Raw genomic sequence first — 17,801 nt, 5'->3', positions numbered from 1 at the left:
AATAAGAAAATGTATTTTTTACTTCTTTTACTTATTTTAATAATAGTGATGATAATGTCATTATATGTTTTGTAAATTTAGTGTAAATTATTTGTAAATAAATATTGCTTAATTTTTACATTCTGCTATAATTATGAATATAAAGAGATTTTACAATACTGAACATAAGGAGATATATTATGACTAACAACTTAAACCTTTTTATTAAAATTACTCCTAGTAAATTACCTGAAAATATTAGAAGATTTATTGCTTCTAATTACAGCAAAGCTAAAATAGTTTATATTGACATAAGAAAAGAACAATATGAGATAAAATTAAATAATGGAATTTATATCAATTTCGACAAAAATGGAACTTGGAATTATATAAGCAGTGATGATAAATTATCTGAAAACATACTTCCAAAAAATATAGCAAGCAAAATAAAAAACATAATGAAAAAATATAATAATGCTTATATTTTTGAAGTAAGTAAAAGAATAGAATTCTACAAAATAAGATTAACTAATTCTTTAGAAATACGCATAAGAAATAACGGACAATTAATAATGGCATAACTTTTATTATTTTGTATCTCCTAAATATAAATAAAGGCTTGAATATATTCAGATCTTTTATTAAAAAAATAAAAATAAAGGTATATAGGGTATTGACAAAAAACTATTATATAATAAAATAATAGAAAACTAAGAAGATATATGAAAAAGAGTAAATAAAAATGCAATCGCTTTAATTTTGAGTGATTGCATTTTTATTTTATTAATTTTAAGATAAGTATAAGATTATATATTTTCATCAATTATAAACTCAATTCAAATTGTATACAAAATTCGTAAGTAAATTCAAAATCAAATCTGTGACTTAAACTTCTAATTATACAAAAAGTTTAAATAAAATTTTAAAAAAATGAAATTACATATTCCCGCCCTCTAGGCTTTTTATATTTATCAGTCATATTTATATTATTTTTCTTTTTAGTTTCAAACTGTTATTGCAGCACCCACCCTAGATTTATTCAAGTTTAAAAATATATTTACCGCACGAATAATAAAATTATAAATATCTGCTTATTTAAAATGATAATTTTTATTATGTATAATAATCTTCACACCGTGCGTAATTGAATAAACATATATACCGTATGTATTGACAAAAAAAGTATATTCATTAAAATTGAAAAACTATATATGATAAAATAATTTTAATTAAAGAGTAATTAAATAAAAATAAAAATAAAAATAAAAATAAAAATAAAAATGAAAATTAAAAATAAAAAAAATGATAGCAAAGATAATGTAATAGTTTTTATACTATATCTATTCTTGTCTTTAATTATACCTTCTACTGCAATAACAATTTTTGCTATGGCTGATAAAAATATACAAGAAAAAAAAGAAATAATAGATAATAATAAACAAACTAATGCAGCAAATTTTGACAATTTTGACAAAGAAGAAACACTTCAAAAAATAATAACAATATTATTAAAAGGAACTTTATTATCTAAATATAGCAGCTCAGAAGCGGATTTGAAAATTCTTGGTGTGAGAGTATTAATTGTATATGTACTGACTTATATATTATCGCTTGCAATTACCGCAATTATAGACCAAAAAATATTATCATGAAGAGATAAAACTAAAAGAAGATATTAGAGAGACTATAGAAACAATATTAGTAGGGTTGATTACTCTGGCATTAATGGCATTCGTTTTAATAGTAACAGTAATAAATATGGAAAGTAATAGAGAATATTTAGCTTTCAGCGGAGTGATTTTCTGTTTTATAGCCGATGTTATCATTAGGAAAATAACTTCTTAATTAAAAAAATATTAAAGCAAAAAACTGCAAGTATTAATAAGTTTTGAAACAAGTATGCTGTATTGACAAAAAAAGCATATATAATAAAATATAGTTTAGGATTATGAAAAAAGTAAAATGCAATTTAATTATGCATTTATTAATTTATACAATACAGTTTTATTTTCTATTATAAAAGTCTATATCATCATAAATAAAAAAGTATTGTTTTTCTTAATCATTTTATTTTAATAAAAATATATTCATAAATACAGACGATTATAAAATAAAAATAATAAAGTTATTATGAGAAAAAGAAAAGAAAGAAAAGATAGAGAAGAAAATATTTATATAAGAGCTATTCTTGTTATTGTACCTACTATGGCAATACTTATAGGATTGATATTGTTTGTTATTAATGCCCCTGCAATATTAAATAAGTATGATGTAGTAAATAATAAATCAGAAATGATTGCTAAATATTATCAAAAATATGATTTTACTAATGAAAATAACAAACATGATTTACTTAATTTAGTTATACATTCCCTATATCCTAGACGACTTCATTACGGGAGATTTGAATGGATACCAGAGAGTTTATTTTTTAGGGTTACAATCATGTTTATTCTTAGCTTTTCATCAGCACTATTTGGTATTTTAGCAATTCGTAAAATAAAAAAAGAAGGATTAAAAAATAAGAAGGAGGCAATAATTAATTTTCTTCCATTAGTGTGTATTGCAATTACTATATTTGCTTTCTTTATGCTAAAAGATAATATTATAACTGCCAAAGAATATTTAAGTATAGCAGCTGGCATTATATTAGGTTTATTGCTTGCAAATTATAAATCCAAGAATTAATAAGGAGAATAAAAAATATTTGTGAAAGATATAATTTTTAATTTAATATACAAAATCAATATTCCAGAAAATGATTTATTTAGAATGTCTGCATTATTTTTATGCTCTTTTATAATAGTGTTTTTAATATTAGTATTGATTAAAGGGGATTTAAGTCTTGATGATTTTTTAGGTGATAGTGATGGTATAGGTTTGGGAATAATGATAATATTAGTAATAGCATTTTTTGGAGTATCAGAATTTTTTATAATAAAATACATTGAAAACATTTATGAATATATATTTATAGCAATTGGTATTATAACGGCATTATTTAATATAAAAGATAACAATATAAAAAAAACATTTTTTATTGCTTTGATATTTTTTCTTATTCTTTTATATGCAGCATTTTTTAATTCCCCTTCAACTATAGATAATACAGCTATAAATAATCAAAATATTACAAATAATTATACTAATGATTTGAAATCAACTTTATCAACTCAAAAAAGTATTGCTGACTTATTATTAGGATACAACAATCTTTTTACTTCAGTTTTATTAGGAGATATTACATTAAAAGATTATATAATTATATCATTAATTTTTATTTTATCTACAATCGTAATTATTTATATAATTAAAAGAATTGAAAATAGAAAATCAAAATAAATATAATGACAAAAATATAATTTCTTGGTACTTAATATTTTAAGTTTATTAAACTCTTTATTTTTAAAAATTTACATTATAGCCCACCCAAACCCGCCCTTTAAAGTTAAACAAACATTTTTAACAAAATAAGCCAACGAATTAAAAAAATTTTTTAAATATTGAATTTTTTGTACGAGCCAAACCCTCTCACATCTTATCAATGTATTAAATATAACTGAATTGAGTATATACCTAAACAACTGTATTTTGTCAAAATAAATTTATGTTTTGTTTTTATATTTGGGGCTTTGCCCCCGCTCTGCGTGCCTTCGTCAACCCCGTTTCTTTTGCGACCGAAGGAAGTGCCTGTGGCATTGGCACAAAGAAGCTATATCCTCGACAGGCTCGGATACGATTCGCGAAGGGCTATATTTTAGCTTAAACTAATAATCTATCTCACATGCAATACTATTTTAGTATGGTTTAGTACTAATTTTGCAATTGCACTTTTTGCAACTTTTTGCGGCGGGCTTCGCCAAAAGTTGAATAAAAAAATTGACAAACTTAAAAATTTTTAGTATAAATAAACCAATTTCAATTAATTATGGATTAGTATTGAAACAGCACAAATAAAAAAATATAAGGACAAAAAATATATTTCGCCCTTATATTAAAAAATGGAATTTAGTTACTCATTATAAATAGATTGTTAAATATTTTATTGGGATCGAACCCCTGTTTAATATACTCATCTCTTAAAGTAAGTAAAGATTGATTATCTTCCTCTATCTTGTAAATAAGACCTTTCAAAAGCAAAGCTTCCTCATAATAAGGTTTTATTGCTAATGCATCATCTAAGTGTTTTAATATAGTTGATATACTAATATTTGAATCCCGTTCACTACTACCTCCATAGAATTTCTGATTATATTCTATATGTATGTCGTATAAAGGAGAACCTTGAAGATGATGTTTAGTAGCATAACTATGAATAGGTCTTATTTCTAAATATGATGCTACACTACTTTGCAATTTATTTTTATAATATGGACTATACCTAATAGATGTAGCATATTTTGCCAATAAATAATGAAGTTCGGCATCTTTATCATTTAATAAAATACATTTGTTTACCATTTCTATAAAAACAAATATATTATAATCATTACATTCTTTTCTATCTATTGTCCTAGCAAAAAAATATTTATGAAATATAGTTATTTCATTTTCAGATGATGGATGAAAAATTGATATTACATTAGTTTTCTCAGTTCCAAGTATATTTTTTACAATAAACTTATCAGTATATTCTACTTTAGTTCTAAGTAATTCATATTTTTCTCCATTTATTTTTGTATACTCATTTATATCATTTAATATTCCATTAAAAGAAAGTTTTGCATCTCCAGCATATTTTTGATTTAGACCTTGCTCATATAAAATTTCCAATTTCTTTTTATAAAGTTCAAAATTGTTATTATTTTCCTTTAAACCGTTTTCAATAATTTCTAATGCTTTATCAAGCTCATTATCTTTTATTAAAATATCGCTTTCTATCAAATAGCTTTCAATATCATTTTTATTTATGCTCTGTATCTTTTTAATGTCATCTAATATATTAGCACTATCCAAACGAGTATAGCATTTAGCTCTGTATTTATAGGCTTTAATCAAATCTTCTTTATTTGCTTCTTCATTGTTTTCATTAAACTCTATTATTTTATTGCATTCTTCTATAACTTTATAATATTTGCCCTCTTCAAATAAAGTTTCTATTGTATTTGACTCTGCTAAAAGAGGAACTGTTTTTTCTTCCTCAATAACTTCGCTTTCATCTACAAATGAATCAATAACTCCTAAATCATCTACAAGCATAACGGCAAATTCATATATATTTATCTCTTTTTCTATATCAAAATCGGAATGCTGCTTTACATACTCTTTAGTGAGTGTTACTTTTATATCTTCCTCAGAAGCCTCGCTTAAACTTGTTATTGATTTTACTATATAATTTTCCTCTCCTGCAAGCAGATTCAATTTTCTAAATCCAGACGATATAGGTATAGTATATGATAATGCTTTTTCAAGATTTTCAATTTTTGTGTCTTCAAAAAGTCTTTTAATCAAGTCTTCTCTGCTGCTTAATAAACGGTAAAAATCTATAGCTTTTATTTTTGAGTTTATATCAATACCGCAGTTTGCCATAGTAGTTTTTAATAAAAGCATATCCTGTGTAGTGCGGTTTTCTCCTGCCATACGATAAAAGTCATTAGACAAGCATATTATTTTTTAAATGTATCAAGGCTTGAATATGTTCTGTTATCATAGGTTAAATATTCTATAGTGGCATTCCAATTTAATAGTTTCACATTCTGCTCAAGTTTTTCTATCTTCAAAGAATTCTGTACAATCTGTCCCAAAAGCCCCTGAAACATCTGCTTCATCACCGAATAAATTTCATTGATTTGATTATTAATATCTACAGACATTGTATTTAATTTATTATTAACAGCAACAACAGCCTCAAAAGTAAGTTTATTTTGTTCTGCAAGCACCTGTATCATTCTTTGAGAAGCCTTTTGAGCTACTGCAAAATTATAATCTATTTCGCCTCTTATTTTTCTGTTTTTTCCTGTTATAGCACCCCATAAATTTTTGAAAAATCCCTGACTTGACAGCTGCTTTGCTCTTGCCTCTCCAGCCGCCAAACAAGATGCAGCCTCTAATGTAAGCTCTGTTAATTTATTTGCATTATTTTTATGAAGTTCTATAGTGCTTTCAATATATCTGTCTATCTCAGTTTTATCTGAAGCTTCTATTTCATTTTCATAAGGAAGTATTAAATTAAATTCCATAAAAAACCGCCTTTATTTTATGTTTTTATTATTATTGTTATTTAATTTTTTTATATCATCAGTATAGTTAATTTTAATATTATTTTCAATAGCTATTTTTTGTATATCATTTTTTATATTATGCCTTTCTTCTTTGATTAATTTCATCTTATGTTTATATTCCTGTTCATCAATATACATTTTTTTAATAGACCGTAAAAGTTCAAATTGTGTAGCTGCCATATCAAATACAGGCTTTAATATTCTTTTAGCATCATTATAGCCTTGTTCAATATGCGAACTCATAGCTGATGAAGAAAAATTCAAAGTACCTTTTATAAGTCCGCCCAAATCCTCCTGAGGCACTATTTCTATTATTTTTAAATTAGGAAACTCCTCTCTTTTTATAATAGACTCCTTGCTTAAATGCACAACTACAACCATATTGCATCCTAAATTATAAAGCGGTCTTATAGGTATATTATCTCCTACAATAGGAATGCCTCCGTCTATATATGTTGTACCGTCAATCACTTCTTTATCAAATACAAAAGGAATGGCACTTGTGGCAAGAAGTATTTTTCTTATTCTATCTCTTTCGCTTTTATTTATAGAAAAATAATGCACATTAAAATTTTCTACAGCTAAGCATGCAGCATAAAGCGGATCATCTGTATTAAGTAAATAATCAAAATCTAAATATTTATCAATAATGCTTAAAAGTCCGTCCCTAGAAAATATACCGCTTGAGGCAATTACTCCAGCTAAAGCTATAATTCTAGTCATAGGTATGCCTAATGGTATTAAAATCCTTGAAATGCTTTTTACTATACTCTCTGCATCAAAAGAAAGTATTTTATCCTGCACTTCATTAAGCCAAATTTTCTCAGCTTTCTCATAATCATTTTGATATATTAAGCATGCATTCAAAGCCCCTACAGAAGTACCAGAAATAGCATAAATATATTTGTCAAAACCAAATTCTCTAAATGCTTTCCATACTCCTATTTGATAAGAGCCTTTTCCTCCGCCTCCTGCAAGAACAAGTCCTAATCTGTTCATATTTTTGTCCTTATAGTTTTATATAATTTTAGTATAATACAAATTATAAACTATATCCATGACAAATTCAGACGCTATTTGTAATACAGCTGAAAAATTTTACTGATTAAATAAATTTTTTTAAGTATCTAAATCAATAATTAAAAACAAAATTATTCGTTCTTTTTATCATTATCCCTAAGGTATTTACTAATTCTTAATGCTATAAATGATAGTATACCGCCAGAAAAGAAAGCTAATAACTCTATCATGCTTTCAATACTTCCGTTCATATTAAAAATAGCCATGTTTCCATGTATTTTATAAATAACAGCCAAACTCACTATAAGAATTACAGCAAATGCAATAAGATAAAATTTATAAGAGTAATTCTTAAAAAAAAGCATCTCTGCCAAAATGCCTATGATAGCACATCCTATAAAAAATATTATTACTAATCTCGAAAATAAATCTTCTGAATCCTCTCCAAAATCTGCATCATAATGATATCTATCTCTATTCCAACGGCGTCTAATTTCTTTAGTTTCTATACTGTTATCAAAATAATAACTATTTTCTAAAATAATATCATTATCACTTACTATATAGTTTCCATTATAGATGTTATTTTCTTCATTGTTACTTTCTTCTATTATACTAGATATATTAGAATGATGTTTTGTCATTTCATTATAAAATATAAAAGAAATAATAATTAATATAACTGCTAATACACTAATTTTCATAATACCTACCTTTATAATAATCCTTCATTTATTATAAATTTAAATAGTTTTTATTTCAATGAATTTTACTATAATCCCCACCCTCTATCTTTTTTTACTTTATTCTAAATTTCTGATTTTTTCTTTTTTCAATGTTTAATTAACATCCATTAGCACCCACCCAAAGTGTTATTTAAATTTTAAGTCCCATTTACGCACGCAGAGAGAAACTAAAAAAATAAATACATTTTGTAATTTATAATTTAGCTGTTTTTTAGTAATGCATTTAACGTGCGTTGAATAGATTGCAGGCTTAATAAAAACTTGGGCGGGGGCTAAAAAACATAAATTATACTTTTAAATGTAGATGAAGTTTATTAATAAAAATAGGCCTAAAAATCTTAAAGGGCGGGAATGAAAATAAAGTTTAAGTAAATATATTATTTTTATTTAATTATTAATCTTGCCAATACAAAGCCTACTATAAAGCCTATAGGTAAAGATAAATACTCCAATATGTTTTTTATATTCTCATAATTTATAAATATAATTATCCCTGTAATTATAACAGATAAAATGAGTATTATTTTGGCAGGAATTAATTCTTTTTTATAGAATTTATTTTTTGATAATAATATAAGACTAAGTAAAAAACCTATAATAAGAGAGCCTGTGAACATAATAAATACTCTGTCCCCTTCAAGGTCAAGATCATGTCTGTATCTTCTTCTTCTTATATTTTGATATTCAATTTCAGAGTCTGTATTATAATTATTTTCTATAATGTAGTTATTTTCTATATAGTTTAATTTATGAATATTGTTTTCTAAGTTTTTATTATTATTTTTTATCAAATCATTATAAAATATGTAAGAAATTATAATGAATATTAATATAATATCTATTTTTTTTAAGAATTTCATTTTATTTCCTAAATATGACTTCTAAATATAATTATACTATAATTTAAAACTTATTTTATTTCAATATAAAATAGGTTTTAAATTCTTGAATAATAAGCGATTTTATTATATAATAGTAATTTCTATAGTTGAATTATTTAAAAAATTATATTATTATGTAAAGTTATATAAACTAATAGATAATAGGTATTTGCACTTTTTGGTACTTTTTGCGGCGGGAAAAAGTACAAAATAACTTCATTGCCGCATATATCCAAAATACAATAACAATCGAAAACTATTGAATATATAATGAAATAAGAGGTAAATAATTAATGGCAAAACTTTCACATCTGGAAAAAGAATATATCAAAGCTAATTATAAAAATAAAAGCATTGATGAGCTTACAAAAAAGCTAGAAAAAGACAGAGAGTTAATAGAAGAATATATTAATAATCTGCAAAACAGTCAAAAAACTAGTACAAAAAATAATAGCAAAAAAGAAAAAGCTAATAAAGAAAACAGCGGAAATATACTTTCAAAACTATTCTCAAAAAAAGATAATGAGGAGCCTATTTTTAAAAGGTATGAAATAAAACCATATCATCTTTCAAAAATAGATGCAATATTTGCTGCTATAGCTTTTCTTTTCACATTATTTTTGTATCTGTTTACACTCACTCCTTCACTTTCAGCAGGAGATAACGGAGAGCTTACAACGGCTGCTTACTTCTTGGGTGTAGGGCATGCTCCTGGATATCCTTTCTATACTTTAATGTCCAAATTATTTACTTATATACCAGTAGGAAATATAGCTTGGAGAACCAATTTATTTTCAGGTACTTGTGCAGCATTTGCTATGATTTTCTTCTATCTTATTATGGTAAAAGTGCTTGGACAAAACAGAGTTGAAAGAGGATTTTCTCCAATAGTACAAATACCAGCACTTTTTGCAAGTATTGCATTCGCTATATCTGATAATATGTGGGCACAGGCTACTATGGCTGAAGTTTACAGTTTGAATATACTTCAAATAGCTTCTATGCTTTTGATACTTGTTTATTGGTTTGAAAATGTATGGAAACATGCTGATGATGAAGTGCCTTATTATGGAAATAAATATTTAATGGCTTTTGGATTTCTCTATGGGGTAGCACTTGCAAATCACCATGTAACTTTGCCTTTCGCTTTTGCTCCGCTTTTATTTGTAGCTGTAGTTTTATTTTTGGTGCATAAAGACAGATATATTAATCATATAGAAACTTCTTTTATATCAATATTCGTATTTTTAGTATTATTATTTATAGGAGGATTTGGGTACTACAGATTTATTATGAATTATGAGGCTTATTTATATTTCCCTCCGGGAGTAGCTTCTAATGATTCAATATTCTCTATAATATTTAAGCCTTTCGCTGATATGAATATAATGAGCGATATATTTACAGCACTTGCAAATGGTTCTTATTTAAGACCAGATATGATACAGAATCTGAAAGCTCCATTCTACCCTACTCTATATAAAGGAATGTTCTTAGTATTCTGGCCTTTATTTTTAGTAGTTGTTTGGTGCTTAGTGTACAGATATTTCTTATGCAAAATAGATAAATTTAATAATGATAATGACTTTATAACAGGAATATCAATATCATATTATAAAATGCTTTTAATGCTTGCAGTAGGAGTTATGATATACGCCTACATGCCTATAAGAGCAAGAGCTTTGCCTCCACTAAACTGGGGACAATTAAATGAACCTTCAGGTTGGGAGAATTTAAGCTATTTATTTAGTATGATACATAGAAAGCAGTACGGTACTTCTGGAAACGATGTTTCTGCCGCATTCATACTTCACCCAGAACAAGTATCTGCTTTGATAAATATATTTAAAACCCAATTAACAGCTTTAGGATTATTATTCTTAATACCTGGACTATTTCAAATATTTAAGAAAAATAAATTTATAGGGATATTCTCAGTATTCGGGCTTTTAAGTTTTGCTGTGTCACTTATGGCATATACTAATCCCCCTCCAAGTGTTAGAACTTTATCATTTGTAGAAGTATTCTTCCTTCCAGCAACTTTATATATGCTTGTAATAATAGGCTTTGGTATTCAGTGGTATATGGAATATTTTAATACTAATATAAAAAATGTATTAAAACCTGCTAAAGAAGAAAGTGCTGATACTCAATTAAAACCTTATCATGCAATATCACTTATAGCAATATTTGCAATAATGATACCTATATTTGTAATGAATCTAAGCCGTAATAATAACTCAAAAGATTTTAGTAATCATGACTATTCATACAATATGATGAACTCTCTTCCAGACAATGCGATATTTGCCACAGAGGGAGGAGACAACCAAGTATTCGGGCTTGTATATTACACTATGGTTGAAAGAAGAAGACCAGATTTAAAAATATATGACCAAAAGGGTAATGTATTTGAAAGAATATACGGAAACCTTATGAAAACTGACGGCAGATGGCTCGGGGATATAAGCGATGCTGTTGATAAAGACTTTATAGAGTCTGGCAGACCTTATTATATGGCTTGGAGACGAGACGGACTTTATAGGCTTGGTGATTACTACTTCAAGGCTTACGGACTTGTATTCAAAGTACAGCCTATAAAATATGCTTTGGTTGATGAATTAGAGTTCTTTAAAGTGCTTACTGTTAATGACTATAAAGATATTGCCAAAGAGCATTTAAAAAGAGATTATGAAAATGAAAAAATAGCTTCTGACTTAAATGCATTATTAGATGAAGGCTTGATTTCTGTAGCAAGAAAAAATATTTATGACGGTAACGAAGAGATAACTTTTGTAAAAATGTATGAGCTTCCTTTCCCAGAGTTTAAAACAGAAGAGGATTATTGGAATAGCTACACTATGCAGGGAACAGCCGAAGAGATTTCGCATTATGATTTCTTAACTAGAGAGATATTTGTAAGTTCATATTCTCTTGCCAAAATAGATTTATACAATAGAAGAATAAAAACATATCAGAAACTTTTAGGCTTTATGGGTAATGGAGACATTGCTAAAAATGGCATTACAAAAGATGAAGCTAATCAAAAAATAGCAGAGTTTCAGGACTTAAAAAAACAGGAAGAAGAAAGAATGCTTACTATAGGCTTTGATATGTCTAATGTATACTTTGCTGTAGGCAATCAGGCTATTATGGATGGTAATTATGAAAGAGCTGCTTTAATGTTTGAAGAGCTTATAAAACTAGAAAAACTTATTTATCCTGCTTACTTTAATTTGGCTGCTTCTTATGAATATTTGGCACGTTCAAAAGATACTCCTTATGATAAAGAGGCAGAGTATTTAAATAAAGCTAAAGATGTGCTTACTAGAGCAGAAAGAACTTTCCACAGAGGAAAAGATATGGGAGATGCTGCAAGAGAGCAGAATCAAACTTATCAGCAGATAAAACAATTTATTGCTAGAATAGATGCACAGCTTAAAACTACAAGACAACAGGCTGATAATTTAAAAGCTCAGGCTATGAAAGAAGATACTTTTGAAAGCTATTCTTCCTATGCTAATTATATATATCAAAACAGACAGGATATAGAAGAAACTTTATGGGCAAAATTAGAAGCTAAAAAAAGAGCAAGAAGCAAAGAACATTTGATAGGTGTTAATAAAGATATATCAATACTTTATGCTAATTTAGGGGATACAGCAAGTTCTATCAGAATATTAAATGATACCTTAAAAATGTCTGACTTGACTAGAGATGAAAGAAGAGACTTAGAATTTGATTTAGCTAATATTTATCTTAATAATAAAATGTATGATGAAGCTGTAAGTACATATTCAAAATATACTAATGAGCTTACTCAAGACGGAGCATTTGCTTTGTATGCTATAGGTCATATATATATAGAACAAAACAAAGTAATAGAGGCTTTAAATATATATAATGACTTCAAAAGAGTAATGTCGCCTTTAGCTGTTAGTAATGATGTGATAGCTAATTTGGATAAAGATGTTGAAAGCAGAAGACTTCAGATAATGCAGTACTTGGCTTCTATGAATAATGTACAGTAAAAAATAAAATTTTTATAAAAAGGCTTGCTATTAAATTAGTAAGCCTTTTTTATTATATTGATTTTTAAAAAATAAAATTGATTATATATTGTTTATTTTATATTCAAATAAAATATCATAAAACTTAAAAAGGAGTGCATATTTATGAATAATAATCAATGGTTTTTATTTTCTGGAATAGAACATAAAGAAATTAAAACAGCATCATATTGTCTAGATTATATTACTTGGGATAATACTAATTGGACTGCTATTTTTCATGATGGATATTTTGTCCATTATAGAAATGGCGACAAAAATAATTGTCATACCGAAGATTATTTATACTACAAAGATGTAAATTTTAATAATTTTAGATTAGATATAAAAGGAGATAAAATATTTATATCTCCGAATGGGGATCTATCTAAATCCAGAGAGGTTGATTGTATAGAATATATTTGCTGGGATGGAAAAAAATGGAGAGCTGAATTGCTTAGACTAATAAATAATTTACATCCAGATCTATAAATAATAACTATTTTAGGCTTACTAATTAAATTTAGTAGGCCTTTTTATTTGATAAAAATTACAAAGTTTATATCAGACTTATTTCAAAACTTAATTTATTAACATTTATAGTTTTTTAGTTTAGTATTTTTTTATTAGTTTGGGGCTTTGCTCACAGTTCAAACCGACACTTATTTTGCATACACTTTGCAGTCAAGATGGCATATTCATATACTAAAATAGAGTTTAAAACATTATTTTTATAATTAACAAATTACTATTTTTTATATATAATCTTATTAAGTCTTTTGAAACAAGGCTATTAATTATTTAAAAAATTTTTTATATATTTAGTCTGTTCTGTATTCTTAAGTAAAAAAGCATCATGTCCGTAATTAGATTCTATTTCATAAAATATAGTATCTATACTAGAATGCTGATAGGCAGAAACTATCTCTGCTGACTGTGTGCTTGGATAAAGCCAATCTGATATAAAAGATATAACAAGAACTTTTTCTAAACTAATATTCTTTTTATATTTTATTTTTTTTATTTCATCTTTAACATCAAAGAAATCCATAGCTTTGGTAAGATATAAAAAACTATTTGCATCGAATCTTGCAGTAAATTTTTCTCCGTTATAATGAAGATAATTTTCTACTTCAAAAGAAGGTGTGAAATATTTAACAGCTCTTTTTCTCTTTCTTCCGAATTTTTTTCTCATATACTCTTCACTCATGTATGTAATATGTCCGAGCATTCTGGCCAAAGCAAGTCCTCTGTCAGGAGTAGACATACCATAATATTTTCCTCCGTACCATTCAGTATCTTCGGTTATTGCCTGTCTTGCTATTTCATTTAAAGCTATCTGCATAGGAGAATGACTCATAGAGCTTGCTATTACTATTGCTTTTTCCATCATCTGAGGATAAGAAGCCGTCCATTGTAATACCTGCATGCCTCCCATGGAGCCGCCTGCAACACAATAAAGTTTATTTATTCCTAAACTATCAACTAATATTTTTTGTACTTTTACTATATCTTTAATCGTGAAAGTAGGAAAATCCGTACCATAATATGAATTACTATTTGGCTTTTTAGAAGAAGGTCCTGTTGTTCCGCTGCAGCCACCTAAAACATTAGAACATATTACAAAATATTTATCTGTATCTATTGCCTTTTTCTTACCAACGAAATTCTCCCACCAAGAGAGAACATCAGCATCTCCTGTGAAAGCATGACATACTAGAATAGCATTATCTTTATTAACATTTAAATGTCCGTTTACTGTATATGCTATAGTTAATTCATTTATTGAAGCTCCATTTTCAAATTTGAAAGCCTTATCATAATTAAGATATTTAATTTCATTGTTTTCCTGTTCATTGTTTTTATGTTCTTTTCTGTTTTTTATATTCTTCATAAAATAACCCTCTTATTAAAACAGGAGTAAATATTTATACCCCTGTTTTTTATAGTTTAAATTATTTATTTGCTATAGTTAAAGCCTCATCTAAATAATAAAGTATATCATCAATATGTTCTATGCCTATTGAAAGCCTGATAAAGTTTTTGCTTATTCCTCCTTTTTTCAATTCTTCTTCAGATAATTGAGAATGTGTAGTAGAAGCAGGATGTGCAACTAAACTCTTAACATCTCCGACATTTACCAAATGAGAGAATAATTTTATATTATCTATAAATTTAACTGCAGCTTCATATCCGCCTTTTATACCGAATACAACCATTCCTCCGAATTTATCTTTTAAATATTTACTTGCTGTATTATATGAAGGATCATTTTTAAGACCAGGATATCTTACCCATTCAACTCTATCATCTTTTTCTAAAAACTCAGCAACTTTTAAAGCATTAGAACAATGTCTGTCCATTCTTACTGCTAAAGACTCGGTTCCCTGAATGAATACCCAAGAGTTATCAGGTGAAAGACAAGCACCCAAATTTCTAAGCGGTACAGTTCTTACTCTCAAAGTAAATGCTATATTTTTAAGCTCATCTGGTAAATCATAAGCCCATCTTAATCCATGATAATTTGAATCAGGTTGTGAAAATAGAGGGAATTTATCACTTTGCCAATTAAAATTACCGCTATCAGTGATTATTCCTCCTATAGCACTTCCATGTCCGCCTATCCATTTTGTAAGTGAGTTGATTACAATATCTGCACCATGTTTGATAGTCTGCAAAAGATAAGGTGTTGTAAAAGTAGCATCTATAACTAGAGGTATTCCCGCATCATGTGCTATTTTTGCAACTGCTTCAATATCTGTAAAATCTAATGAAGGGTTTGAAATTGTTTCTATAAATATTAATTTAGTTTTATCAGTGATAGCCTTAGCAAAATTAGCAGGATCTTTAGCATCTACAAATTTTGTATTAATTCCAAGTTTAGGAAGTATTGCTGCAAATTGTGAATATGTACCTCCATATACATTAAATGCTGAAACTATTTCATCACCTGCCTCACATATAGTGATTATAGTATAAAATATTGCATTTGTTCCAGATGATACCGCAATAGATGCCTTACCGCCTTCCATAGCAGTAATTCTTTTTTCTAATACATCTGCTGTAGGATCTCCAAGTCTTGTATAAATATACCCAAGTTCTTTTAAACCAAATAAATCAGCAGCATGTTTTGAATCTCTAAATAGATATGAAGTAGTTTTGTATACCGGAACCCCTCTGCTTCCGAATATATCATTAGAATCCTGTCCTGCATGTGCTGCTAATGTTTCAAATTTTAATTCTCTTGACATCTTTATAATACTCCTTAATAATAGAATAAAAAAAGCCGCCAAATAAATTTGACGGCTTTAAAGTACAAAATAAAAAATAAATTATTATTGACAGCCATCATTATTAAACATACACATTTGCATGAGGCAAAACATTTTGTTCATAACGATGATTGTTTTCATTTACAATATTTCCTAAAATAGTTATTAATAATTAATTATAGATTATACAGCAATATAAAATTATTGTCAACAGTAATTAGTTTTATTTTGTTAAGTATTACAATAATTTTAAATAAAACTTGAATTATAATTAAGATAATTAAATATTCGAGTTAAAACAATAAGTCTAATATTCAATAATAAAATTTAAAGCAAAATCTTATTTAAATTAACATTTCATTTAACGCACGCTAAACAGATTTATATAATAAATTTAAATTGAATTAATAACTAAATTATATTTCTTTAACTACTATGCGTGCGTGTTAATGCATTATAAATTTAAATAAAACTAGGGTGGGTACTTTAATTTATAATTTGATTAACAAAATAATTGAAGTTAGATTTTAAAAATAAATTACTAAATATAAAGGGCGGTGTATATAATTAAAATTGTTTTATAAAAAAGTCTAACTTTTAAAAAGTTAAACTATTTTTATTTATAAAATATTTTCGTGAATTTCTTAAAATTTTCCAAGCACTTTGTAAAACTTGATGACAGAGAAAAATTCCATATACTATAACTCTCTATATATACAATTTTTGTTGTTCTTTTTCCAACTGCTAAAAGTTATAAAAAGTGCAAATACTATAACTCTATATATAAAAAGGAGCTTAGCTTTTAATTTAAGTTAAACTCCTTTATTTTAACAACAAATTAATTATTATTTATTTTGTAGAAAAGCGTCTATAACAGGTTTTAATATTTTATTATATTCTTCTAACATTTCATAATAATTATCCAAATCTTTCATATAATACCAATCAGGATGTTCGTAATGTTGCTTATATACATAAAAATTAAGTTCCTTATCTTCTAATAATTCAAAAACTTTTTTAGATATTTCAGGATCGTTGAAAGATTTTTATTTTCTTAATCCGCACTGAATTATATAGCCAGCAGTAGTAAAACCCACTAAAACTTTTTCGTCTGCTATTTCTATTTCTTTAGCTAAAGTAACCCAACTATAACAATATAAAATTTCATCATTATTTTGATTTGGATTTTTATATATTAATATTCTTGATTTATCAGTAATTTCAGGATTATTAGTTCCATCATAATAGTATAATTTAAAGTCTGTATGTTCTGGCACTTGCAAGAACTGAGCAAACATTGTATGCACTTTAGTTGACAATGGTATATCCAAATGAGTACTACTTCTAGACTTAGAATATAAATAATAACCGCTATATTGATGTTTTTTTAATTCGCCTGAAGATGAATATTTTTTATTGCATAAATTTACATCATTGCCATTTGCATCTTTAGCATCTTTTATTATCAAATATTTCCAATGGCTATCATCTTTATAATTATCTATTATATTCCTCATTTATCCAATATAGTTTTATTTACTTTATCATTAAATATAGTATTGATAAACTCTTTTAATTTATTTGGATATTTTATCAATAATTTTTTATTATCATTATCTTTATTATTTCTAAA

At 26.4% G+C, this 17,801-nt stretch carries 13 protein-coding genes and 1 pseudogene; 6 read left to right on the top strand and 8 right to left on the bottom strand.

All coding sequences use genetic code 11. The features are described from left to right. The first annotated feature begins 179 nt into the window (after positions 1–179). From BFL38_RS10490 to BFL38_RS10475, 4 genes and pseudogenes are all read left to right on the top strand, one after another. Entirely contained in the window at positions 180–560 is a 381-nt protein-coding gene (locus tag BFL38_RS10490) for a PepSY-like domain-containing protein (protein ID WP_069726993.1), read from the top strand. Positions 561–1,259: 699 nt separating this feature from the next. Then, positions 1,260–1,824: pseudogene (locus BFL38_RS10485) on the top strand (hypothetical protein). Positions 1,825–2,109: 285 nt separating this feature from the next. Continuing rightward, the gene (locus BFL38_RS10480) at positions 2,110–2,667 is read left to right on the top strand and encodes a hypothetical protein (RefSeq protein ID WP_069726992.1); all 558 of its coding nucleotides are present in this window, start codon (positions 2,110–2,112) and stop codon (positions 2,665–2,667) included. A 21-nt stretch (positions 2,668–2,688) separates the two neighbouring features. Continuing rightward, entirely contained in the window at positions 2,689–3,321 is a 633-nt protein-coding gene (locus BFL38_RS10475; protein WP_069726991.1) for a hypothetical protein, read from the top strand. A gap of 666 nt (positions 3,322–3,987) precedes the next feature. Here the strand turns inward: BFL38_RS10475 and BFL38_RS10470 are convergent. From BFL38_RS10470 to BFL38_RS10450, 5 genes are all read right to left on the bottom strand, one after another. Next, complete coding sequence (locus BFL38_RS10470) at positions 3,988–5,559, bottom strand: tetratricopeptide repeat protein (RefSeq protein WP_069726990.1); 1,572 nt, start codon at positions 5,557–5,559, stop codon at positions 3,988–3,990. A 26-nt stretch (positions 5,560–5,585) separates the two neighbouring features. Continuing rightward, positions 5,586–6,158: a diguanylate cyclase regulator RdcB family protein gene (locus tag BFL38_RS10465; RefSeq protein WP_069726989.1), complete on the bottom strand. Its 573-nt coding sequence runs from the start codon at positions 6,156–6,158 to the stop codon at positions 5,586–5,588. 12 nt (positions 6,159–6,170) lie between these two features. Continuing rightward, positions 6,171–7,199, bottom strand: coding sequence for a patatin-like phospholipase family protein (locus BFL38_RS10460; protein ID WP_069726988.1), 1,029 nt, complete (start codon positions 7,197–7,199; stop codon positions 6,171–6,173). Between the two features lie 152 nt (positions 7,200–7,351). Beyond that, positions 7,352–7,924 (bottom strand): hypothetical protein, encoded by a 573-nt coding sequence (locus BFL38_RS10455; RefSeq protein WP_069726987.1) that lies wholly within the window; start codon positions 7,922–7,924, stop codon positions 7,352–7,354. A gap of 425 nt (positions 7,925–8,349) precedes the next feature. After that, entirely contained in the window at positions 8,350–8,826 is a 477-nt protein-coding gene (locus BFL38_RS10450; RefSeq protein ID WP_069726986.1) for a hypothetical protein, read from the bottom strand. Between the two features lie 314 nt (positions 8,827–9,140). On the opposite strand from BFL38_RS10450, the gene BFL38_RS10445 reads away from it, so the two are divergent. Then, entirely contained in the window at positions 9,141–12,878 is a 3,738-nt protein-coding gene (locus tag BFL38_RS10445) for a DUF2723 domain-containing protein (RefSeq protein ID WP_069726985.1), read from the top strand. 144 nt (positions 12,879–13,022) lie between these two features. Beyond that, on the top strand, positions 13,023–13,388 hold the full coding sequence (locus BFL38_RS10440) for a hypothetical protein (RefSeq protein ID WP_069726984.1): 366 nt from the start codon (positions 13,023–13,025) through the stop codon (positions 13,386–13,388). Between the two features lie 301 nt (positions 13,389–13,689). On the opposite strand, the gene metX is transcribed toward BFL38_RS10440, so the two are convergent. The 3 genes from metX to BFL38_RS10425 form a co-directional block, all read right to left on the bottom strand. Continuing rightward, on the bottom strand, positions 13,690–14,790 hold the full coding sequence (gene metX, locus BFL38_RS10435) for a homoserine O-acetyltransferase MetX (protein ID WP_069726983.1): 1,101 nt from the start codon (positions 14,788–14,790) through the stop codon (positions 13,690–13,692). A gap of 61 nt (positions 14,791–14,851) precedes the next feature. Beyond that, a complete protein-coding gene (locus BFL38_RS10430) occupies positions 14,852–16,147 on the bottom strand; it encodes an O-acetylhomoserine aminocarboxypropyltransferase/cysteine synthase family protein (RefSeq protein WP_069726982.1) in 1,296 nt (431 codons plus the stop codon). Positions 16,148–17,214: 1,067 nt separating this feature from the next. Beyond that, a complete protein-coding gene (locus BFL38_RS10425; protein ID WP_069726981.1) occupies positions 17,215–17,685 on the bottom strand; it encodes a hypothetical protein in 471 nt (156 codons plus the stop codon). Between the last annotated feature and the right edge of the window lie 116 nt (positions 17,686–17,801).

Source organism: Brachyspira hampsonii (genome assembly GCF_001746205.1).
Classification (GTDB): Bacteria; Spirochaetota; Brachyspiria; order Brachyspirales; family Brachyspiraceae; genus Brachyspira; species Brachyspira hampsonii_B.
Note: the sequence above shows the minus strand (reverse complement) of the source record. Positions and strands in the feature narration are given on the sequence as shown.

Bases quoted from the DNA above. Each gene is read 5' to 3' on its own strand.
- BFL38_RS10490 (WP_069726993.1), top strand. From the start codon at position 180: ATGACTAACAACTTAAACCTTTTTATTAAAATTACTCCTAGTAAATTA.
- BFL38_RS10480 (WP_069726992.1), top strand. From the start codon at position 2,110: ATGAGAAAAAGAAAAGAAAGAAAAGATAGAGAAGAAAATATTTATATA.
- BFL38_RS10470 (WP_069726990.1), bottom strand. From the start codon at position 5,559: ATGGCAGGAGAAAACCGCACTACACAGGATATGCTTTTATTAAAAACT.
- BFL38_RS10465 (WP_069726989.1), bottom strand. From the start codon at position 6,158: ATGGAATTTAATTTAATACTTCCTTATGAAAATGAAATAGAAGCTTCA.
- BFL38_RS10460 (WP_069726988.1), bottom strand. From the start codon at position 7,199: ATGAACAGATTAGGACTTGTTCTTGCAGGAGGCGGAGGAAAAGGCTCT.
- BFL38_RS10455 (WP_069726987.1), bottom strand. From the start codon at position 7,924: ATGAAAATTAGTGTATTAGCAGTTATATTAATTATTATTTCTTTTATA.
- BFL38_RS10450 (WP_069726986.1), bottom strand. From the start codon at position 8,826: ATGAAATTCTTAAAAAAAATAGATATTATATTAATATTCATTATAATT.
- BFL38_RS10445 (WP_069726985.1), top strand. From the start codon at position 9,141: ATGGCAAAACTTTCACATCTGGAAAAAGAATATATCAAAGCTAATTAT.
- BFL38_RS10440 (WP_069726984.1), top strand. From the start codon at position 13,023: ATGAATAATAATCAATGGTTTTTATTTTCTGGAATAGAACATAAAGAA.
- metX (WP_069726983.1), bottom strand. From the start codon at position 14,790: ATGAAGAATATAAAAAACAGAAAAGAACATAAAAACAATGAACAGGAA.
- BFL38_RS10430 (WP_069726982.1), bottom strand. From the start codon at position 16,147: ATGTCAAGAGAATTAAAATTTGAAACATTAGCAGCACATGCAGGACAG.
- BFL38_RS10425 (WP_069726981.1), bottom strand. From the start codon at position 17,685: ATGAGGAATATAATAGATAATTATAAAGATGATAGCCATTGGAAATAT.